This window comes from Bariatricus sp. HCP28S3_F11 (assembly GCF_052065395.1).
GTDB lineage: Bacteria > Bacillota > Clostridia > Lachnospirales > Lachnospiraceae > Allocoprococcus.
The window spans coordinates 1-21785 of the sequence record NZ_JBQHUC010000041.1 but is presented as its reverse complement, the minus strand read 5'-3'; the positions used below and the strand labels follow the sequence as shown (position 1 = coordinate 21785).

Here is a 21785-nt window from a genome sequence, read left to right as displayed (position 1 = left end):
TCCCCTTGCCTTTCGTATTTGCCGCCCAGTTCCTCAAATAATGATTTTGCCATTGTCTGTTACCTCCACATTCTTTTTTATTTTGAATGTCCGCAAAATCCGTCCTACATCTATGGGATTACTTGGAAGATTCCAGTGCATAATCACTCGGCAGTAATTATGAAAATCCAGTCCTTCCTGTCCGATTGATGTTGTGGCAAGCACAAATGGACGCATTGGTGAGTTAAAGGCATTTCTGATATTTTCTTTACGCATGACTACCTTGGAATTATCACCTGCATCCTTTGTAAATCCAACTGCATAACTCGACCTTATTCGACATCCATCACTCTTCCTGTCAGCTCCATTAATACGCTTTTTGAAATCAGGATAAGTATCAGCGATATAGGTGGCTGTATGTATTTTCAATGAATCCATCATCATGTCATGCACGATCTGATACTGATTTCCATCCGACTGAAAACCTGCTGTTTCTTTCAGCATATGGATATATTCATCAATCATTGCCTGAAAACAGCCATCTTTACAGTATTTAAGTACATTCTGCCAGTGGGAATTATCATCCCTGCATCTGCCATAAGCAAGATCAATGATAGCTGTTGACTCCGGCAAATTGAAATTATTGACAAATACCTTTGCAAGCGATGTTGCTCTGGCTGTGCTTCTTCCATTAGAACGATAAATGCATATTGCTGGCGAACCCAGTACCATATTTACCAATGTTTCCAGAAGATCCTCCGGCTTTCTTCCAAGATGAATCTCCTCCGGGGCATCCAAATAATTTCTTAGCTTATCAATATGAGCAATAAAGCCCTTATTTCTCTTATCCTTTGAACTGCTTCTGACCTCAAATGTTGTATCCTCTTCGTCTGTATTCATTTCCCACACAATATCCTCTATCCAATGCTTTGCATAGATGACTCCATCCATGAGCATCGGTGCAAGATAATACCACCTGGCATCTTCCTTATTGTTACCAGAATCACCATACTTTTCTTCGATTATCGCAAGCTTCTCTTTCAGTTTCAGCCGTACAGATTTCTCTATTACTTCTAATGATTCATGATTATTCAATGACTCAATCGGTAAATACATATCAGAAAGTGTCTTTGAAGGATAAAGCAGTGCAAACAGGCTCATGCCTCTTACTTCTCCATTTGAAACATTAAACCTGAGCCTTGCCACCGGGTATCGTCTCGAACCTTCCGCAAAATACCCCGTATTCTTCTTATCCTGATTCTTTATCTGATGTACCAGTTTTCCAACTGTAAGTCTTTCCGCCTCATAGGAAACAAGCGCACCTATCATTCGTGGAACCATCTCCCATGCAGAAAATACAAGTATTTTTGAAAAGCCTTTGCTGTTTTTATATGCTCCCTGCATCTCATAATATGGCAGTGATGGAGGAATCCACAGATATTTTTCTGCACCGCCGGTAAATGCTTTTTCTTTCAGTGCCTCAAGCCTTGCATTGGTTTTCGGCAGTTCATCATATTTATTGATTTTATTGCGATTCAGCCACAAGAGACTTTGTTCTCTTTCACTTCCAAATTCATCAGGATGTTTTATATAATATTTTTCAATCTGCTCTTTAATCTTATATTTCTTCATAAAGGACATAAGATACGGACAGCTCTTTGCATAATCTACCGGTAAAGAATGATTTGAATCCGTTTTTGACAGCAATCGTGACATCTGTATATAGGAGTTTATGTCATTTTCATCTATCTGCAAATGATGCTTCACGCTGCTGTCATCCGTATAATCACCGGAATCCATGACAGATATACGCTCTGTCCTGCTGACTCCCTGATACATAGCATTTTCTGCCAGCTCCTTCATACGGATAATTGCACTGTCCCCTGCCTTCAACTCACTTAGAGCATGGGAATAATTCTTCCACACTTCCTTGAATTTAATGTCTTTGACTTCATCATCAAAAAGAAAGTTCATAACCTGAAAAAACTCTGCATAATGCTCATCAATCTGATTTTCATCTATCTCTTCAAGGGTAGAATACAATTTATATGGTGTAGCCGACAACAGAAGTACCCTTGTATCATGTCCACTAAGGAAACTGTGTGCAAGAATACCAAGCTCACTGTCATCGGATGACAAAAGAAACTTAAATCTCTGAAACTCATCCATGATTACCAGATCCGGCTCAAGCATAGATACACTGATTCTCGCAAACATCACACGAAGCTTATTCATCACATAGTAATTGGAATATGTAAGCTGTTTATTGTATCTTCTTTCATGCAAATGATTAAGCAGCATGTCCCTTATACTTTCATACTCCTGATAATTAAGGATTTTTTCTATCACATTTTGTGGATAGACACCCTTCGTCATCTTTTCGCATTCTGCCACACGATTTTCAAAGTTCCATTTTGCCCATCCATCCCATGCTTTTACAGCATCCATTATCATAAATTTTTCAAGAGAAGCTGCATGTCCTTTAAAGTCCGGCATTCTCCTTAAAATGGCATACATAAGTGCTCTTTCCTGCACACTTCCACCTCCGGTGGTCATGCGGAAAGATGTTTCCGGTGTAAGTGGGATAAGCTGTATAAAACCTTCCTTTATCTGCGGATCATTTTCCTGCTCAGTAATCTTTAAATGCTGCATAGACAGTCTGGTATCTGATACTGAGCCGATGGCATTCTTTCCTGTTACATCAAGTTTTCTGATATTCTGATTTGCTATGTTCTGATTAGAGCAGATATAAATTACCTTAAACAGATCATCTTTCTCTTCGATTCTAAGTCTTGCTGTCTTTACAATTGCTCCTCTGGCAATAAGAGTTTTTCCCATACCCACTTCATCTGCTACAAGCACACGATTCTGATTATGCCGGAACAGATAATCCACTCTCTCCACAGTCGCTCTTTGAAAATCCTTCAGACCGGAAAGGGTACGCTTTTCAATTTCATCTATATTAAATTGTGACATGACATCACCTCGTTATCTTCTGATTTTCAAAGTATTACAAAAAGTCTCATACAGTTCACGGAATTCATCCGGTATAATATCCTTATCTGTAACCATCTTAAGCACATATCCAATGTCTTTTATTCTTTCCGGCTCTTCTACAGATGTCTTTAACATCTTTTCCTGTCCCCGATCTTATCCAGTTCCATTTCATCATAAGACATGATCTCACGAAGTTCTGCTATATCAAATGGTGCCAGCCTCGCACCACAGGAAATAAGAATACTTTTGGCTGTTTTGCCTGAAACAAAATGTCAATAGTTTTTTCATCAAAAAAGGCACTTTTTCGTGTCAAATCAAGGGTAAAACAGCTAAAATACTGATGAAAACGTTCTTTGTTGTTACAACCACTAGGTTACTCATCCATTATTTCCTCTGTTTCCATGAAGTCCGAACGATTGACTTCATTCACCAGCATCCGGTTGATTTTCTCCTGCATCGTCTCTCTTGCGTTCTCACTATAATGGAATCGGACAACATAGGTTGTCTGCCCGATCCTTTTTGTAAATGTATTGCTTTCCGTTTTCTGATTCATAACCTGTCCCATAAACGTCTCCTTTCTATTCCGCCATTTTTGAAGAAATAGATTTCCTATTCCGCCAAAATAGTCATTTATTTCTGTCTTTTCTACTGTTACAATAGGTGCATAAACAAAGAAAGAGAGGTGCTGATGTGAAACAATAACAAATACGAGAGGAGATTTCTAACATGAAAGAATTATTAAAAAATTTACCATCAAATATCAAAGGTTTCAAAAAAGAGCATTGTATTACATTAATGACTTTATTTGGATGTCTTGCAGTAGCTATGATTCCAAGCAATGATTCATCTTCAAATGAAGTCCTTACAGATAATACACCAGATTACGAAGAAGATATTCATCAGTAATCAAAACAACGGTACTATTTTCAACATCAATTATTTATTGTATTGAATCCTCTCACTAATTTGTTTATAACATCACCTTTTTTTCTTAGGCACTCGCTCAATGCGGGTGTCTTTTCTTTTTTGCCTGTTTTTGCAATTCATTTGCCCGACAGAGAGAGGACAGTTATTATCCCAGCCGGGACTATATCTCGATCTGGAATTCTGTCTCTCCGTCAATGTCAACAAGGCACTTGAAACTTTTAATAAAATAATCTCTTTATCAAAGTCATCCCTACTCAAAATAATATTTTCTTTTTTTAATATCTTTGTTGACAGTTAAGAAATGTGCTGAAAAAGCTGATATTTAAAGGCTTTTCCCAGTCAACAAAAATGTCAACAACCAGTACACAAACAGTCAAAAAAATGGAAATTCAGCTGTTATGACCATCCTCTCCCTGTCAGGCTAATCAAAAGGTATCTTCATCTGCTCACCTTCCGTAAGTTTTATAAAGCCATCTTTGTCCGGTTGGTTGACAGTCTCTGTTTCATCCTTTCCCTCCCTGATCCAGCACCGCTGTGTACCAAATCCTTCTTTTGAGAAACGATGATAACCTCCCCTTTTCCATCCAATGATCTGTGTGTCCATGATCTGGCATATCTCATTTGTCTCATATTTCTTTGGTTCGCCATCATAATGGTTAAATGCCTCTTTCCAGATCTGTCTGGAGCAGACATAAGTCCCGGCATATCCATCCAGCCATCCCTGAACCTGTCCTGCCATCGTATCTTCCTGCATGAACTGCTTCCGGTATTCAATGATCTGCCCCTCCATTTCTTTTGGAAGTTTCAGAAGGCTGCCTTTGTCCTTGCAGGAATGGAAGATGACCATTGCTTCCGCCCAAAGCTGGTCGAAGTATGCCCTCGATTCTTCTTCATTATCAAGAAGATGTTTTTCCGCCTTTGAGGAATCGACCTCGATTACAAGGAAACGTCTTGCTCCTGTACGGTCAAAAGGCAGAAACTGCTTTGTATTGGTTGTCCCGGCAAACAGACATTGCCTCGGTCTGTCCTCTTCAAATTTCCCATAGGAATTCCGAAATGTGTCTTTCTGCCGGCTCAAAAAGGACTTGATCTCTTCATTGCTTTTTGCACTGATCGCAGCAATCATCTCCGACATTTCCATGATCCAGTGACCCCTGAGCTTTTCATAAATCTTTTTATCTCCCAAATCCCTCAAGTCATCTGAAAACCACTCATCCTTAATAGCCAGAAACCGGAAAAATGTAGATTTTCCTGCCCCCTGTGTTCCTACAAGGCAGAGCATTTCATCTGCCTTACACCCCGGCTTAAAAATACGGAGCAGTGCTTCCATCATAAAATGCTTCAGGCATTCATAGACCATATCCGAATCATCTGCCCCCATATACCGTTTCAATACATAACGGATACGTTCTGTGCCATCCCACTCTAAGCGGTTCAGGTATTCACAGATCGGATGATACTGTTTGCTGTTTGCTTCCGCCCTCAGTGCTTTATCCATGTTTTTCTCATTGCCCAGACTATAAAACTGTTCAAAATACAGATAAAAGAAATCTCTGGCAGCATCTGTCATAGAAATGATTCCATCATTCCACCAGAGTTTCCTTACGATATCGATCCTCTGGTTCAGGAGATTAAATCTCAGGCTCCCTTTCAGGAGCGGATCTTCCCGAAGCACGATCATATAATTCTGCATCGTCCCTTTGACGGTTCCCTGATTTGTCACCGCCAGATGGGATCGGATCTCCCTTATGGCATCCACATCCGCCATCTGCTCCATCACCTGCAAAGCGTCCTGCTCCTTTACATTCTCGCTCAATCTTTTCCACCTCCTTTCCTTTTTCCTTGACGAGCATTTTCTTATCCTCTTCATCACCGAACAGAAGAATATCCAGATAGTATTCAACGATACTCAGCTTCCTCAATGCGGTAACAAAATGCCCGTCCCATTCTTCCTCTGGTGTTTTGGGTGCATAACATTCTTTCCATTCCAGAAGCAGTGAGCGGTAATCCAGATATGCTTTTGTAAGTCTGTCGCATCCTGTTTTCCAGTCTGTTTCTGGTGTCTTCCCTTTTTCTTTCACCAGAGACTTTTTCCCAATTTTGGGAGAATCCCTTGCCCTGTTCCCATAGGGAATCCCAAAATCATCTGCCAGCTTCAAAGCAGCCTCTCTGGATTTTAGTCCGAAGAGATGCGCTGTAAAATCAATCACATCCCCGGTACATCCACACCCAAAACAGTAATATCTGCGGTCTACTTTCATGCTCGGTGTACTGTCATTATGAAAGATGCACCGGATCAATCCGCTCCTGTTGGGCTTAAATCCATAAAGCTCCGCAGCCTGCCTGACCGTCACATTCTGCTTTACTTCTTCAAACACATTCATTTTTTATCCACTTCCTTTCCAACCCGTTCAGATATGACCGGGTTCAAAATAAAAAAAGAGCATCCTGACTTTTATCCAAAACTGAATAAATCAAAATGCTCTTTACAGGGAATCCCTGTCATGATATTTCGTTTTTGTTTTTCTTCTGGCAGCATTTTCTTCTGCGACCCGCTTTTTATTGTCAGCCAGTTTTTCAAGGACACTCGTCCTTGCCTTCTTCTTGATCTGTTCCGTATTTGCTTTTCTGACCTCTGGCTCCTGAAGAGTTTTCTGCACTTTTTCAATAACTGCATTTGCTGCATTCCGTAATTTATCTTTCGCCATCTTAATCACATTTTTGGTAATTGTTTTTGCCTTATCAGAATTATTTGGATTCTGGACAATGTTATTGCAAAGCTGATCCAGAAGCCTGATATCCTCTTCCTGTGTCTGTGCCCTTACTTTTTCCGTAACGACTTCCACCGCCTTGTCATAAGCAATCTCCGACACTTCATCGATCAGGGTTTCATTATCCATAATTTTCTCTTCCTGTTCCTTTATCATCTGTTCCTGCCGGGCAATCTTTTCTTTTTGTGCCTGTATGATAAACTCCTGCTTTTCCAGATACTTCTTTCCGCCATATTCCGGCACTTCCTCGATATCCAGCCCATACTGTCTGCAAACATCAAACAGAAGGTTCCTGCAGATCAGATCAAAAGTCATCTTCCGGTTGTTGTTTCTTCCTCTGGGCTTATCTGGATCAGGAAGAGGAATGCCAAGTGATTCCAATGCCTTTTCCTGTTGCGGACACAGTTCCCCATATTTATTCTCACAGTCAAACACGTGACGTTCATGGATATGGGGAGTAGTCTCATCCATGTGGAGTGCAAAATCCAAAATATGCACATGGTCTCCAAACATCCCCTCGAACCTTTTCATAAAAGAATCCGCAATATGAAAAAGCTGTTCTCCCGATATATGCTCCCCTTCCTTTCCTATCTGGAATATCGTTTCTTCCGGACAGGTCATTTTATTTTTCAGCAGATCTTCCGTTGTCCGGTTTCTTTCCGGGTGACGGTTTTTCTCATTTCTGGCATTCTGCCCTTTTATAAAATCGCTGTAATGATCTTCATAATACATCTTCTCAATATCATGAAAACTTGCCTCCGGCTCGACCGCTCCCCAATTCCTAAGTGTCTCATCCGAAGGATTCTGGACATATCCCCGGTAACAGTCCCAATAGATATTCTGCTTTTCCCTCTCCGCATCAATATGCTCGCTGTTGGCAATATCGAATTTTCTGTCATTGTGCTTTGGATTATAAACACCATGTTTCCCCGATCTGCCATTATGCCTTGTAGCTCTCATTCTTCTGATTCCCCCTTTCATCAATTCTGCATTTTTTCATTTTTCTTTTTTCCCATTCTGCCCTCCTCTGTGGTCTTTCCATTATCTGCCTCTTGCGTTTCACAAGCTTTTTTCATGTGGCGGTCATTCCCGAAAATGATTTTTGGTAACACAATTCGCCAGATAATACCCAGTACGACTTGACGCAGGCATCAAATCACTGGGCAAGGCGTTTCACCCTTGACCCGATAATGGGCTTTGCCCCTTAACCCCAGCATGGAGCTGCCGCCCCTTTGCATTCCCTGCACAAAGGGCTTCGCCCTCTGCACACCCGCCGGACAAAATGAAATTTCCGACACTGTCCCATCTGTCGGAATTTCCATCTCGCCCGTTTTTTCAAAAATCCTCAAGTCGGATTTTCTCAAAAAATAAGAGCCGACACTTTGTCACTTTTTGGAAAAAAGTCCACTCGCATCGGCTCTCATATTTGACCTTACCGGTCATATTCAGTTTTTCTTTTCATCCTCTCTGAGCATTAATGAACAAAACAAAAAGCACCAACTTTTTTACGGTTGATGCCCTTTGGGTTACGCATTATTCAATTATTATCTTCCTGTTACTGAAACTGGTTCTAAATAGAAAAGTCCACTATTACTATCAAAAGATCTAACTTCTGCAACAATATGAACATTTAACCCTACACTTACAGTATCCAGATCTGTGTTCAAATCATAGTAATTCACATCTTCAAATTTGAAAGATGGACCTACTTGATGATCTGGATTATAATCACCAGAACTTACAAGATAATCAAATCTTGTATTATAATTTTCATGTTTTGCACAATAATCTATTCTTCCATCAAATTCAATAATTCTACCTTTATATTTAGTTGCAAAAGAAGAATAGGATTCATCTATTTCTGCTTTGTTTGAAAGCATAGATGCAAGCTCTGGACAATTATCTACTGTAAGGTTCTCCAAAGAAGTTTCTTTACTGTCCGATTTTTCGGTTGTTTTATTATTTGTCGGCTCAGAGTTTTTACTCTCTTCAGGTTTACTCGGATCATCCTCTTCTTTCATATGATAGGTAATGATTATAGGAGCATCTCGTTTAAACACTTCTCCTTTTTCATAATCAGTGCGTCCATTAATAGAAACACTTTCAACTTCTCCCTCATCTGTCCATCCCAACACAATATCATAAAGGATTTCCGTCTTGATATTGGTGAAGCCTGCAGAGGAAAGACTATCCTGTACGTCTTTATAGTCCTCATACTTATAACCCGATGCTGAATCTGGAACCTTTGCTTCATCGTCTCCAACTGCCTGACGTCCCAGATATGTAATTACATCAGGATATTTGTATCCCTCATTTTCTAACTCAAATACAACAAATTCATCTTTCTTCCAGTAGGAACTATTATCAGGATCCTTTGTTGTGATTGTAAAAGCTGTATGTTCTTCATCTGTCCATTCAAAATCAGTATCTGTATTATTAGTGTCAATTACACACCAATCCCATCCAAAGAGGAACTTATCAAGAGAACTGGTTCTTGACCAACACTCAATCTTAATCAAATGATCTGAAAGGGGAATTGCTCGATACATATGCCAGTCATCATTGGTATATGAGTAGCAGGCGATTTTTTCATCATAATCCGTCCCTTTGCATACATCACTATCGCTAACATTAATAGTAAAAACATGAGATTCCGGTTTCTTAACACGACTGTTATTTTTATCCTGGAAAATAAGTGTAAATGCCATGTGTTCATCATCTATCCAAGAAAATCCATTTTCGCTGTCATTAATTTTGTAACTTCCAATATCTTCACTGTATGACATTTTCTTGGTGTTAGCCATTGTTTTATCCCAGTGCTCAATCTTAACAATAGAATCTGATATAGCAGTGGCAATATAAACATTCCACTCATCGGACATGAATGCATACTGTGTTCCTTTTTCGATAGTATAATTAGTTTCAACAACTGGTATTTCTGTTGGTTCGCTTTCTTCGTTTTGCGACGACTGAGTAGGGTTGTCTGTCGTTGGTGTAGTAACTGCCTTAGATTTTCCTGCCGAATAACTCATGATATTCAGGACAGTAAATGAAATTGCCGCTACCAATACCACATATTTTAACCAACTCTTTTGACTCTTAATAATTCCTTTATGCAATAGCGTTGCTACTACCAATCCTCCAATCTGAAGGATTGATACAAGAATTGGAAGACCTCTATGTGAAAAAATAGCAATTAAGAGTAGTATAATTGCAACTCCCATTCCCACTGTAGCAATTTTACAAAAATGATCAAGATTGTTCCACTTATCATGTGCTTTTGACTTAATTTTATCCCCAATAGATTTTGAATTCAAAGAACTATTTTGAGTTTTCTTATTTTGAGGAATACTACTGTAAACATAGCTGATATTCTCTTCATCAGATACATTTTCTGTCTCTACGGATGTCTGTGATTCTTCATAATTCTCCACCCCACGCTCCGAATCTCCAACATGGATTTCTTCAGTCGTTGATGCTTGAGACGATGTTGTATTAATTTCAATGTCCTCCATGAAATTGACCTTTGCTCCGCAGTTGGAACAGAACTTTACTCCATCTGCAAGTTCTGAACCGCATTCTCGACAAAATCTTTTTTTCTTTTCTATTTTTGCTCCACATTCTCGACAGAATAACACATCATCTGCTAATATAGCTCCGCACTTTGAACACTTCATAATTTTTCCCTTCCTATTTCATAGAATGGTATGTAATAGTGACATTAGACAATTTCGAGAAAACATCTCCCTCATCAAAGTCACTGTCCCCGTCAATTGTAATATCTTCCACCTGACCATTTTTCTTTGAAGTAAAAATATTTAAATCACAGAGGGGAACAATATTAATATTTGTAAATCCTGCAGCTTTATATAACGCAACTACACTGTTATAGTTTTTTTCTTCATAATCCTGCATTTTTTCTGAAATCTGAACTTCATTAGATGAGATTATCCTTCTTGCCTTTTTCTTTTTTTTATCATCTCCATTGATAACCGCAAAAAGCGCAATCCACATAGCAACAACAATTGCCCCCATACCAAATAGATTTTCAGGAGCAATAAATTCAGATAAAGCACCAATCGCAGCTAAACCACCTGCGATTGCAAATGCAAGATAACGACCTTTGCGACTTTTTTCATTCTCTTTTTCCTCTAATTCTAATTCCTTTAATCGGATCAGTTTATCTGCTTCAGCCTGTTTAATTCCTGCCTCATCAATATGTCGATAAATATATTCATTATCGTTATCAATCATCACTTTTGTTCCACAATAAGAACAGAATAATTGTTTTCTCCCTTCCTCAACATCAAGGGTAGCTCCGCATTCGGGGCACTTCACAGATACAAATTTGATAGCCATACTATCCTCCCTTTAAGATATTCACACTTTTCCATGTGGTCATCCAAGAACTTTTGTATTACTCTGTATAAATTAAGTGAATCATCTTGTTTTTCATAAAAAGTTCAATAAAATGCCCATAGTATACCATTAATACTATATCATTTACTCATTAGAACTTCAACAGATTATTAATCCTTTGTATATTTCATGTATTCACAACTTCTTTAACAATTGTTTTTATAGTTTTCTTCAATCGAATCCCATCCCTCAACCCCAACCTATAAAAGAACTGCTCGGCTTCTGCCCCACTATCAAAAATAGCATCGCAATATTCCCGGACTGCCTGTTCCTTATCCGCTGGAAGCAGTGCAACCGCCTCCTGATACTTCCGTTCAATCTCATCTTCTCGCCCCGGCTCTTTTCCTGCTTTCATCTCGCTGAACGCTTTCTGCATTCGTTCCTGAATGATAAAATCCACAAATTCCATTAATGCTTCCTCTTTCACCTTCATACATCCCTTTCTATCTCACACACCAGACGTTCATAATCCAGAAACCCCCGAATATACATTTCCCGGCTGATATACGCTTCTACTGCGTGTCTTGCCGATATGATCCGATCAATGATCGTCCAGAATTCATGACCATATTTCTCAATGTATGGCTTTAATTCATCCATCGTTTTCTCGCATTCCCCTTCCAGTTCAATCAGCTGAGGATCAATCCGTAAATATGCCTCAAGCCTGATCTCATTCCAGTCGAAGTAGCTTTCCACTAATTCTCTTTTCATAATCGTGTCCCTTTCTGCCCTCTTCCTACGTAAAAGAGCGAATCCATTCTTCTAAAAAGACGATTCCCGCAATCACAATTTCAACCGTACATGGCAGGAGATAAAACAGGAAGCCAGCCAATACCATTTTCAGGCATTCCCCGGAACTTTCCAGCCCCAAGCCATAGCTTAGCAGGGCGGTCAGAAGAAAGATTCCTGCAATTACCCGGAAGATGACTGCTGATATTCCTGTAAGGAACTCCGCAAACAGTCTTATGACTCCCAGAGCAACCATCACAGGCAGGAACATGATTTTAAAAATAAAATGTATGGCTTTCATCCTGTCTTCTCCTTCCTATTCGGCATTTCTGTTCACATAGTTTCGATACTTCTCAAGTACGGAATCTGTCACACCGTTTTTGTAGATTTTCCGAATATCTGTAATCTCTTCATCCTTTAAGAGTTTCAGCCATTCCAGAAGGTCTTTCCGGCTGTTGGCGAAATTACAACACCGACCATCTGCGTATTCAATCCGGTATCTCATAAGCATCCCCCTATACATAGACGAGTTCTGTCAGGATTACTTCATCCACTCTGTTGCGGATGTTATTTACCCTGCGGAGCCATTCCATCTGATCCCTTCCCTTTAATTCCTCTGTGACACCCTCCGCTTCCATAATCTGATCCATCATGGTGTCCCTGCGTTCCACGCAGATTTCATTCAGGTCAGCCAGATACGACCAGAGCTTCCCGGTCAGCATAAGCTGGGAATACAATGCCTGCTTGTAGTCTTTCAGATAATTCCTGCGGAGGCTTCCATAGAAACCAATATCTCTGGTTTCTTCCGCCACACGGATCAGCGGGATATAATAATCTCCCACAAGGATATAATCCAGTCCGTTCTTTTCATCATGTACCATCGGTTTTAATTCTTTCATGCATTTGCCACCCCTTTCCTTGGTTCTGCAGCCGGAAGCATCGACACTGGAACATACACGCCTTTCGCAATATCTTCCTGCCGGATTGCTTCCTTCTTTGCCTCGATCTCGGCTTTCCTTTTTTCTTTTACTTTGTCTTCATATTCTTTCTGCTTGCCATTTGCCTTCCGCCTCAGGTAATTCTGGTGCAGCCTGTCCTTTCTGGCTTCCCGCTTCCGTAATTCTTCTTCCTCTTCCGGTGTCAGCTGGACTTCCCCAAAATGAGGTGGAAGATACCTTCCCACAAAATTAAAATAAATCTCGATCTCCTGTGTGGTCTGCTGGCTACCTTTCCTGTCCCTCTCATGCACCAGAATCTTTTCCACGAACTCATTGAGCATATAAGTGGTCAGTTCATCAAAATTCTGGTATTTGTCCACCAGTGCAATAAATCTTTCCGCTGAACGTCTGCCATTTTCATATCCGGCAATCTCTGCTTCCAATCCTGTGATTTCCGTTGTCAGTTCTTTCTGTTCTTTGGAATACTGCCCATCAAGGACTGCATAACGTTCATCCGGCAGCTTACCGAGGATATTATCTTCATATATCCGGCAGATCAGTTTTTCCAGTTCCTGCAGACGCTTTTTCGCTTCTGCCAGCCTGTTTTTCAGCCTCACGATTTCACTGGACTGCTGGGAACTCTGTGTTGTCTTCACTGTCTCAATGAACTCTTCCCGGTTCAAATGGGAATATTCTGCGATAGCTTTCAGCAGGTCTTTTATCAGCTCCATCACAATATCCGCATTGATCCTGTGCTGTGTCGGGCAGAGAGTTCCAACCGGAACTTTGCTATATGCAGAACAGGTATATTGAGGGATTCTTTTCCCATTATTCACCCGGTGCACATACATTTTTGCCCCGCAATCCGCACAATACATCAGCCCGGTCAATGGATGTGCTTCTCCCCATCCGCCCGGGTATCTGCGGACATTCTTCCGGATCCTCTGGACATTATCAAAGGTTTCCTGATCAATGATCGCTTCCTGTGTGTCCTCAAATACTGTCCAGTTATCTTCGGACACATAATGGCTCTTTTTGTCCTTAAAATGCTTTCTGGTCTTGAAATTAACAGTGTGACCAAGATATTCCCGCTTTTTCAGGATCCCCGCCACTGTAGACGAACCCCACGCATAGGGGTCTTTGATCTCGTCCACTCTTCCCTGCCATAATCCTGCCCCATGCCTTGCCATGTGTACTGCCGGGATCTCCACCTGATCTTCTTTCAGCTTCTTTGCAATCTGGTAAGGACCATATCCGTCCATCGTCATCTGGAAGATCCTGCGGACAACCTGTGCAGCCTCTTCATCCACGATCCAGTGCTCCTTATTTTCCGGGTCTTTCAGATATCCGTATGGTGTGGTGCTTGCAACGTGCTTCCCGGAATTGCCTTTTGCCTTAAAGGTAGACCGGATCTTTTTGCTCGTGTCTTTCGCATACCACTCATTCATAATGTTTCGGAAAGGAAGAAAATCATCATCCCCATTCAGACTGTCATGACCATCATTGATAGCAATCAGCCTGACCTGCTTCTGTCGCAGCATTTCCTGAATCTGACCGACCATCAGATAATCACGTCCCAACCGGCTCATATCCTTTATGATTACCGTCCCGATCCGCCCGGCTTTGATGGCATCCATCATGCTGACAAATCCCGGGCGGTCAAACCTTGTACCGGATATTCCATCATCCGTAAAATGGATATACGGGGTAAGCCCATGGGATTCTGCATATTCTGAAAGCATCTGCTTCTGGTTCGATATACTGTTGCTCTCGCCCATAAGGTCATCATCATGGCTGAGACGCTCATACAATGCGGTAAGTTTCTCCTGCATCCGTTTTCCTCCTTCCTTTCGTTTTTCATTGCCTGTTTTCATTCCATATCCGTTCCTGTACCGGGTTCCGATGTTTCCGGGACGTATTTGCCAGAAAAGACACGCTGGATGCATATTCAAATCTGGTATCACTATGGGCAGGCTGCTCCGTTGTCAAGGTTCGTGTAAGGATCTTCAAAAAAGTTCCTCTCACTTAACCCATCTTTCGGACGCTGTTTTACAAGGTAGTAACGTAACTTTTTTAAATTTCTCTGGATTTTTGTGTCGGTTTGAAAAATTCCTTACACTATATCCAGACTGGCGAGGCAAAATGTTGCCATCCTTTGAGAATGTTTTTAAAAAAGTACAATTTTGTGTTTTGGGCAAAAAATAAGCCTCAAGAGACTTTTTAATCATCTTGGAGCTCCAATTTCTTAAAAAATAATGATTAAGAAGTCTCTTCAAGCTTATAACACCAGCCGCCATTTTGTATTTTTTATACTGTCTGACCGCAAAGTGCTGCGGATCTCTTTCTTCCAGTTCCTGGAACATCATATCCACTGGATTCTGGTAAGTTTCATCCTCTTCACGGGTTTCGCTTTCATTCAAAAGATCCAGAAGGGTATTCAGATTCTTTTCCTCTTCATCTCCTTCATACCAGATAAAAGCAATCAATGCCGTGTACAACAGCTTCTCTGCTTTCACCCAAAAATCTTCGGAAGCTTTTTCCCCTTCGCCTTTGGTATTAACAATAATTGTTGTAACCAGCTTCAGGATATCTTTTTCAGACCGTATATAAGCAAATGGATTGTAATGAAGCGATTTGGAAAAGTTGATAGTATTCAGAACCTTAATCACATATGGTTCGTGTACCACTTTTCCTGATTTATCTTTCATAATATTTCCATTCTTATCTTTCTTAGGTGGTCCCTTTGCTAACATCTTCCCGCATTCCTCGATCAGAGTGCCTTTCGGATCTGTAATGACCATGGAACAGTTCATCTGCATGACTGACGGCTTAACGAAAAATCGAGTTTTTCCGGAACCACTGCCGCCAATGACCACTATATTTTTATTTCTTGCATACTTTGGCTGTTTAGGTCTACTTTCCATAGTCAATGCTTCTGTTGCTGTTAATGGAATATTCATCCAGGGATCTTCCGACATATAAGGTTTAATATCCTCAGCGTTTCCCCATCTGGCTGAACCATACTCGATTCCTTTCCGGAGTTTCTTTGCATCTGACTGTTTCTGCCATACCAGTAATTTCAGAATGACAGCTGCTACAATTCCTGTCAGCATATCACGCCAGTTAAAACTTGGCTGCAATCCAGTAAGAATCCTGTCTGCATGTTCCATCGCATATAATAGCTTGTTCCCAATATCTTCTCCCAGACTGTTTCTGTAAAGAAATGATGCCCGATTTGTATAAAAAGCAGTTAAGATATATGGGATATTGGTAAGAACCAGTTTCTTTTTATCCAGGGCGGACAGCCTGACCCTGATCTTATTCTTCCATTTTTGCATCAGATTTTTACCGATTTGCTTTTTCATCGGCTCTGCTCCTGATGCCGGTTCTTTACTTTGTCCTTCGATTTCTTTGGCATCATTGCTCTGTAAGTTGCAAGACGCTTGTGAATAGAAGGCTTATTCGCTTTTTGAATCTGTTTCTGGGAAAACTCACGGAAAGCAGCATTGAGGGCATCCTGATCACGTCCTTTAAAAAACACCAGATACATCGGTGGATCTTTACTCTTATCTTTTTTCAAAGCATAATTGATCCCGTATTTTCTGGCATAACGTTCAAAGGACTTGATATTCTTATTTGTGATCTCGATATTGACCATCCCGGCATTTTGTTTTGCCAGCTCTTTTACCGTGACCTTTCCCTGTTTCGGCTGATTCTTCTTCGCTTTCTTCTCTACCGATTTCTGCTTCTGATGACGCAGATAAGCAGCAAGAACCTTTTTCAATAAATCTGCTGTTACTTTGGTAGTCCGAATGCAGAACGTGACCGTTTTCTGAGTTACCTCTTCCTGCATGATTTTCCCTCCTTTCAGCGATTTAACTGCTGTCCAGATCTGTAATCATGGCAACCACCTCCTTCATTCTTTACTCTTCCTCCGCACACAACGCTTTAAAAAATTCTTTTCCTTTTGGTGTAACCAATGTCTGTGAACCAAGATGTCCATTGTTAAAATAGTCTTTTACAATAAACAGATCATTGTTCTTCTCCACCGCATAGGGTAACAGCGTGCCGGATGGACTCCTATATAGAAATCCTCTATTTAAAAGAAGTTTCACAAATTTTCTTTCTGGAAATTCAATCTCTTTTGCCGTCGTTCGAATATTGGTGCATTCTCCTGTAATCATGAAATGATCATAATAATCTGCTTTTGGCTGCATATCCTTTACACGATTTTGCAATTCTCGATTTCGATTGTTTTCTGCCAAAAGTCTCTCGGCAAATTCCAAAAGAAGTTCCGGGTTATCTTTTACCCTGTCTAAAAGATCGGTCTCTAAATATCCGCCTGTTTTCCTAATAGCCGGAAGTACCTCATCAAATACCCACTTCTCAAAATTCTGTGCTGACTTTAAACGACTTTTTGTAATCAGCCGATATACATCTCCCTCTGGAATAAAAATCATTGGCTGTACCCCACCTGATGTAAGGACGCCCCGTTTCAGAGCCCCCTTGCAATGAACATTTATCGCATTTCTTGGTTTTGCATATCCCAAAGCAAATGCTACATCAATTCCAGAAAATAAAAGTCTGCCTCCATCTTCAATCATACGGATGGAACCAAACTCCGAATTGTGAAACTCTGTGATTTTATAATCCGTCTTCTCCATCCTCTTCTCCATCCTCTTCTCCTCCTGAACCGGCAAGTAACATCAAACCATTTTCAATGATTGTGCTCCTAATAAACTCTGCTACATTCACGGTTAAATAACCAAGATATTCTGCAAGGAAACTACTATATTCCTCTTCTGTCAACAATTCCTCCAGTGCTTCCAAATGAGCTGTCACTTTAGAAGTCTGCTTTCCGCCAAGCAGCTTGCCTAATATTTCTGTAAATTCCTCTGTGTCACATGACTCAAACATACATAAGATCATCTCCATTGTTGTTTCCAAAACCAAACGATCCATTTTCATTTGCGTCAGCTCTTCCATTGTTTTCATGGCAGTCATAAGCGCATCACTTGTCATATGTTCTGTATTGATTCTTCCTTCTGAATCAACCAATCCTATTGCAAATAATTCTAAAAAGTATTTTCTCATAAATCTTGTCCTCCTATCGAAATGGCATTTCTTGTTCAAGTTCTTCTGGTATATCGAATGGAATCTTCCTCTTCTCTGCTGGTTGAAATCCGTCAGATTCTTCTTTTTTTGTTTTGGCTTCTGCAAACTCTACATTATCCATAATGACTTCGGTATAATAGGATGCAGTTCCAGTCTGTTCATCTTTGATCTGAGAGATTACCAACTCTCCGGAAAGAGCAATCTTAATTCCTTTTTCAAGATATTTCTCCACAAATTCTGCATTATTTCCATAAGCTGTGATCATCACTACAAATGCTTTGCTTGTGCGATTTCTTTTTACTACCAGTGGAAACCTAGATACTTTGGTTTGTCCCTTTTGCGTAGATGTCAGCTTAGTTTCTGGATCTCTGGCAAGTCTACCCATTAAAACAATCGTATTCATTCTTTTTGTCCTCCCTTTCTTCCTGCAACACCCTTCCCTGGTATTTCAAACAGGATAATAATCTGTGCATTTTCTGCACGAAAAAATGAGGAATGGATTCGAACCATTCCCCACTTGCTACAGGATTTCTCCTGTAATATAAATAAGAAAATCTAAGTATTCACATTTGGGCTTTGTCTGTACATATACATCTGATCGTTATCATTCCAGATATGTCAGTTTTATCTTCGATGCACTTCTACCTTTCATCCAAAAGCACCTCCTGTGTCATCTGCCAATATGCAGCCGCTACTTTTCCTTTTGGATCATGCTCAAATATGCTGATCCCTTCCGCACTGATTTCAGCTGCTCGTACTGAAAATGGAATACTCTGTGGAAAAATCTTAATCTGGTTTCCATATGTATCAAAAATCAGATCAGATATATCTCTTGCATAGTTCGTTCGGTTATCCACCATTGTGATCAATATACCTCCAATTTTCAGTTGTTTGTTAAGCTGTCTTCGCACCTTTCCTATCGTCCGTATCAGCTGTTCTAGACCCTTTACAGGAAGATAAGCCGCCTGGACAGGTATAATAACTGCATCGACACTGGCAAGTGCATTGATCGTCAGCATTCCAAGTGATGGCATACAGTCAATCAATATATAGTCGTATTCTTCTCTCATTCTTTCTATATATTGTTTTAAGACAAGTTCCCTGCTCATAATATTTACAAGTGAAACTTCCATTCCAGAGAGTTCGATGTTTGCCGGAATCAAATCAATTCCTTCCTGGTGATGTAAAATTCCCAGTGTATTTTCAAATAGTTCATCTTCTACAATCTTTGTCAGAATAGTAGCCAGTGTGATTGGTAATTCATCTGGGTTATGATACCCAAGACTTGCTGTCATACTTCCCTGCGGATCATTGTCAATCACAAGCACTTTCTTCCCTGCTTTTGCAAGTCCGACTGCCAGATTCACGCAACTTGTTGTCTTGCCAACCCCGCCTTTTTGTGAACACAATGCCAGCACTTTACAATCCTTCATTACTTTCTCTTCCATCCTTTTTATCCTCCCATAAATAACTTGAACCTTTCAGCATCCATAATGCTGCTTCCAAAAATGCAAGATACCGTTCTGTCATACTATCAAGAACCGGTTCTGAAATAACTGGTTTTTCAGACTTCAAATCTTTTGCCACATCCTCCAAAACCAAACTCATTTCCTTCATTTCTGACCGGATAATCTCAATTGTTTCTTTCTTTCCAACAACACATACATGATTGTAAATGCATGATCGGACGATATAATCCTGTTTTTTCATTCCGCTCACTTTCACTCGTTCTTCAATTGTTGCTTTTTCATAAGAATTCACCCGAAAAGAAATGGTCGTTGTGTTGTGTTTTCCATGTCTGTCACCAGCCATCGCTTATTCCTCCTCTTCCTCATGTTTCTTATCTAGCAAACCTGCTAATTTACTCTGTGTAGACGGATACAGATGTGAATAAGTGTTCAACGTGGTTTCCACCTTTTCATGTCCAAGGCGTTCTGCAATCTCCAATGGAGCCACCCCCATATCAACCAGCATACTGGCATGGGAATGGCGGAGATCATGAAGTCGTATCCGCTTTACACCAGACCGCTCGATTCCGGTAGCCATACAATGTTCCATATGCGATTTGGTAAACCGAAAAAGTCTTTCCTTTTTCATAATTCCATACAAATGACTGCAATACTCCCGAAATTCCTCTGCAAGAAAATCCGGCATCGTAATCACACGGATACTCTTTGGAGTTTTCGGCTGCGTGATCATATCCTTTCCTTTCAGTCTCTGATAAGATTTATTGATTGATATGGTTTTCTCTTCAAGATTGATGTCATTATAAGTAAGTGCAAGCAATTCACCGATACGCATTCCGGTCCAGTACAACAAAAGAAACGCCATTCTTGTCTCCGGCTTATCACTTACTGTCTCCAGAAAAGCATTGAACTCTTCCTGCATCCAGAAGTCCTTCGGTTCTCCTTTACTCTTGCCAATCGCTCCTGCCTTCCTGCAGGGATTATCCTGCAGGTTATAATACCGCATTGCATAATTGAAGATTGCAGTCAGCTGGCAGTTCACTGTTTTCAGATAAGTAGGAGAATATCCTTTTCCATTCTTATCCTTATACGTCAGCAACTCATTCTGCCATGCACGGACGTCTGCCACCGTAATTTCACTGAGAATCTTCTTTTCAAAATAAGGCTTGATTTTCAGGTCAATAATATATCGCTTCGTGTACATAGTGTTTTCTCTGAGACGGACATCCATATCTTTGTAATAAATCTCCAGAAAATTTCCAAATTCAATATCCACACCCTGGCTCTGCTGTTGCAGGAAATCTCTTTCCCATTCCTTAGCTTCACCCTTGGTCCTGAATCCTCTTTTCTGTTTTCTTTTCCGATTTCCCTGCCAGTCTTTGTAATAGACCTGTACTTTCCAGTTTTTTCCTTCTTTGTAAACCCCCATTGCTAATCCTCGACTTTCATGCCATAAATCTTTTCTGCCAGGAATTTCGTAGAGATTTTTCCAGCTACTACAATATAGCCTTTTGCCTTCAATTCTTTGTTGTATTCTCGCATCAGACTATATGCATAAGTTTTTGAAACTCCAAGAATTGCACACACATCATCCACATCCATATACATTTTTTCCTGCATCATACTCATACCGCTTTATCCTCCTTCAAATACTGCTCAACATGTTCCAGACCATAGATCTTGTCCTCTACATAGCGGGTTGGCACCCGACCGAGAATCACATAATAGTTCTTGCTTGCCAGATCGGCATTCATTCTTTCCACTACCCGGTAAGCAAACGAAACTGATAATCCAAAGAGTTCTGCAATGTCTTCCACTGATAAATACATTTTTCTCTTACGCATGAAACCATTCCTTTCCCTCTTCCTGTGGAATCTCACAAGTATCTTCTACTCCGTAGAAACGCTTCACAAAATACTTTGTCGGAACTTTTCCTCTAAGCGTCAGGTAGCCCTGTTCTTCCAGTTCCTTGTTCAGATTTCCGATGATTTCATAAGCCGATGTCTGTTTTACTTCCAGAAGTTCACATATATCGGCTGCCTTTAAAAATAATTTATTCTGCATAATCAGTACCTCCTGTGTTTTGAATATTTATCTCTTCATATACTCTGTACTGGCAGATGCAAAATCGGACATCATTTTCCGAAATTTATCAAATTTTCTTGTTTTTTAATTCTCCATCAGTGTGATTACTGTGTCATGGAGTTTAAGCTCATCGAAAGTAAAGAACCTTTCTGTGGTATCTGTTTTCTAAATGCAGGCAACAAAAAAACAGTCTGCCTTGACGAAAATCACTTCAATCAAAACAAACTGTTCTTCATATTTACTCTAATTTTGTAACTATTCAGAACCACCCTTATTCAAAGATGAAATCAGGGTGGCCTGAGATCGCATTTTTGATTGCTTCGTAAGCATTGTATCCCTGCTTATGTGCCGTACCAACG

At 40.3% G+C, this 21785-nt stretch carries 26 protein-coding genes; 1 reads left to right on the top strand and 25 read right to left on the bottom strand.

What is annotated here, in order from left to right; genetic code table 11:
- Positions 1–33: 33 nt before the first annotated feature.
- The 3 genes from ACTNBR_RS14500 to ACTNBR_RS14490 form a co-directional block, all read right to left on the bottom strand.
- On the bottom strand, positions 34–2955 hold the full coding sequence (locus ACTNBR_RS14500) for a hypothetical protein (protein ID WP_242857146.1): 2922 nt from the start codon (positions 2953–2955) through the stop codon (positions 34–36).
- Positions 2956–2967: 12 nt separating this feature from the next.
- Positions 2968–3111: a hypothetical protein gene (locus tag ACTNBR_RS14495; protein WP_441018882.1), complete on the bottom strand. Its 144-nt coding sequence runs from the start codon at positions 3109–3111 to the stop codon at positions 2968–2970.
- A 238-nt stretch (positions 3112–3349) separates the two neighbouring features.
- Complete coding sequence (locus ACTNBR_RS14490) at positions 3350–3541, bottom strand: transposon-encoded TnpW family protein (RefSeq protein ID WP_441018880.1); 192 nt, start codon at positions 3539–3541, stop codon at positions 3350–3352.
- A 161-nt stretch (positions 3542–3702) separates the two neighbouring features.
- On the opposite strand from ACTNBR_RS14490, the gene ACTNBR_RS14485 reads away from it, so the two are divergent.
- On the top strand, positions 3703–3882 hold the full coding sequence (locus ACTNBR_RS14485) for a hypothetical protein (RefSeq protein WP_441018879.1): 180 nt from the start codon (positions 3703–3705) through the stop codon (positions 3880–3882).
- Positions 3883–4324: 442 nt separating this feature from the next.
- Here the strand turns inward: ACTNBR_RS14485 and ACTNBR_RS14480 are convergent, their stop codons facing one another.
- The 22 genes from ACTNBR_RS14480 to ACTNBR_RS14375 form a co-directional block, all read right to left on the bottom strand.
- Positions 4325–5584 carry a VapE domain-containing protein gene (locus ACTNBR_RS14480; protein WP_441018886.1) on the bottom strand — a complete coding sequence of 420 codons (1260 nt, stop codon included), beginning with the start codon at positions 5582–5584 and terminating at the stop codon, positions 4325–4327.
- Positions 5535–6287 (bottom strand): CHC2 zinc finger domain-containing protein, encoded by a 753-nt coding sequence (locus ACTNBR_RS14475; RefSeq protein ID WP_441018877.1) that lies wholly within the window; start codon positions 6285–6287, stop codon positions 5535–5537. The genes ACTNBR_RS14480 and ACTNBR_RS14475 overlap by 50 nt, the downstream gene beginning before the upstream one ends.
- Before the next feature lie 102 nt (positions 6288–6389).
- Positions 6390–7634 carry a serine/arginine repetitive matrix protein 2 gene (locus tag ACTNBR_RS14470; protein WP_441018875.1) on the bottom strand — a complete coding sequence of 415 codons (1245 nt, stop codon included), beginning with the start codon at positions 7632–7634 and terminating at the stop codon, positions 6390–6392.
- Between the two features lie 584 nt (positions 7635–8218).
- Positions 8219–10351 (bottom strand): DUF4839 domain-containing protein, encoded by a 2133-nt coding sequence (locus ACTNBR_RS14465; RefSeq protein ID WP_441018873.1) that lies wholly within the window; start codon positions 10349–10351, stop codon positions 8219–8221.
- A gap of 13 nt (positions 10352–10364) precedes the next feature.
- On the bottom strand, positions 10365–11033 hold the full coding sequence (locus ACTNBR_RS14460; RefSeq protein WP_441018871.1) for a hypothetical protein: 669 nt from the start codon (positions 11031–11033) through the stop codon (positions 10365–10367).
- Between the two features lie 187 nt (positions 11034–11220).
- Complete coding sequence (locus tag ACTNBR_RS14455; protein WP_441018869.1) at positions 11221–11526, bottom strand: hypothetical protein; 306 nt, start codon at positions 11524–11526, stop codon at positions 11221–11223.
- Positions 11523–11804 carry a hypothetical protein gene (locus ACTNBR_RS14450; RefSeq protein ID WP_117739484.1) on the bottom strand — a complete coding sequence of 94 codons (282 nt, stop codon included), beginning with the start codon at positions 11802–11804 and terminating at the stop codon, positions 11523–11525. Before ACTNBR_RS14450 ends, ACTNBR_RS14455 begins: the two co-directional genes overlap by 4 nt.
- A gap of 25 nt (positions 11805–11829) precedes the next feature.
- Positions 11830–12123 (bottom strand): hypothetical protein, encoded by a 294-nt coding sequence (locus ACTNBR_RS14445; RefSeq protein WP_441018867.1) that lies wholly within the window; start codon positions 12121–12123, stop codon positions 11830–11832.
- Positions 12124–12138: 15 nt separating this feature from the next.
- Positions 12139–12327: a hypothetical protein gene (locus ACTNBR_RS14440; protein WP_441018865.1), complete on the bottom strand. Its 189-nt coding sequence runs from the start codon at positions 12325–12327 to the stop codon at positions 12139–12141.
- A 10-nt stretch (positions 12328–12337) separates the two neighbouring features.
- Positions 12338–12721 (bottom strand): TnpV protein, encoded by a 384-nt coding sequence (locus ACTNBR_RS14435; RefSeq protein ID WP_441018863.1) that lies wholly within the window; start codon positions 12719–12721, stop codon positions 12338–12340.
- On the bottom strand, positions 12718–14592 hold the full coding sequence (locus ACTNBR_RS14430) for a recombinase family protein (RefSeq protein ID WP_441018861.1): 1875 nt from the start codon (positions 14590–14592) through the stop codon (positions 12718–12720). The genes ACTNBR_RS14435 and ACTNBR_RS14430 overlap by 4 nt, the downstream gene beginning before the upstream one ends.
- Before the next feature lie 189 nt (positions 14593–14781).
- Positions 14782–16098 carry a type IV secretory system conjugative DNA transfer family protein gene (locus tag ACTNBR_RS14425; RefSeq protein WP_441018884.1) on the bottom strand — a complete coding sequence of 439 codons (1317 nt, stop codon included), beginning with the start codon at positions 16096–16098 and terminating at the stop codon, positions 14782–14784.
- Positions 16099–16121: 23 nt separating this feature from the next.
- Positions 16122–16613 carry a PcfB family protein gene (locus ACTNBR_RS14420; RefSeq protein ID WP_026650181.1) on the bottom strand — a complete coding sequence of 164 codons (492 nt, stop codon included), beginning with the start codon at positions 16611–16613 and terminating at the stop codon, positions 16122–16124.
- A gap of 70 nt (positions 16614–16683) precedes the next feature.
- Positions 16684–17436 carry a phage antirepressor KilAC domain-containing protein gene (locus ACTNBR_RS14415; protein ID WP_226852932.1) on the bottom strand — a complete coding sequence of 251 codons (753 nt, stop codon included), beginning with the start codon at positions 17434–17436 and terminating at the stop codon, positions 16684–16686.
- A complete protein-coding gene (locus ACTNBR_RS14410) occupies positions 17405–17854 on the bottom strand; it encodes a hypothetical protein (protein WP_026650179.1) in 450 nt (149 codons plus the stop codon). The genes ACTNBR_RS14415 and ACTNBR_RS14410 overlap by 32 nt, the downstream gene beginning before the upstream one ends.
- 13 nt (positions 17855–17867) lie before the next feature.
- Positions 17868–18278, bottom strand: a complete 411-nt coding sequence (locus ACTNBR_RS14405) for a single-stranded DNA-binding protein (RefSeq protein ID WP_049946959.1) — start codon at positions 18276–18278, stop codon at positions 17868–17870.
- A 238-nt stretch (positions 18279–18516) separates the two neighbouring features.
- Entirely contained in the window at positions 18517–19323 is an 807-nt protein-coding gene (locus tag ACTNBR_RS14400) for a ParA family protein (protein WP_026650281.1), read from the bottom strand.
- Positions 19295–19687, bottom strand: a complete 393-nt coding sequence (locus ACTNBR_RS14395; RefSeq protein ID WP_044925303.1) for a plasmid mobilization protein — start codon at positions 19685–19687, stop codon at positions 19295–19297. The genes ACTNBR_RS14400 and ACTNBR_RS14395 overlap by 29 nt, the downstream gene beginning before the upstream one ends.
- Positions 19688–19690: 3 nt before the next feature.
- Entirely contained in the window at positions 19691–20770 is a 1080-nt protein-coding gene (locus ACTNBR_RS14390; RefSeq protein WP_024854000.1) for a site-specific integrase, read from the bottom strand.
- A 2-nt stretch (positions 20771–20772) separates the two neighbouring features.
- The gene (locus tag ACTNBR_RS14385) at positions 20773–20970 is read right to left on the bottom strand and encodes a hypothetical protein (RefSeq protein ID WP_024853999.1); all 198 of its coding nucleotides are present in this window, start codon (positions 20968–20970) and stop codon (positions 20773–20775) included.
- A complete protein-coding gene (locus ACTNBR_RS14380) occupies positions 20967–21185 on the bottom strand; it encodes a hypothetical protein (protein ID WP_008393122.1) in 219 nt (72 codons plus the stop codon). The genes ACTNBR_RS14385 and ACTNBR_RS14380 overlap by 4 nt, the downstream gene beginning before the upstream one ends.
- On the bottom strand, positions 21178–21405 hold the full coding sequence (locus tag ACTNBR_RS14375) for a hypothetical protein (protein WP_008705329.1): 228 nt from the start codon (positions 21403–21405) through the stop codon (positions 21178–21180). The genes ACTNBR_RS14380 and ACTNBR_RS14375 overlap by 8 nt, the downstream gene beginning before the upstream one ends.
- Positions 21406–21785: the final 380 nt, after the last annotated feature.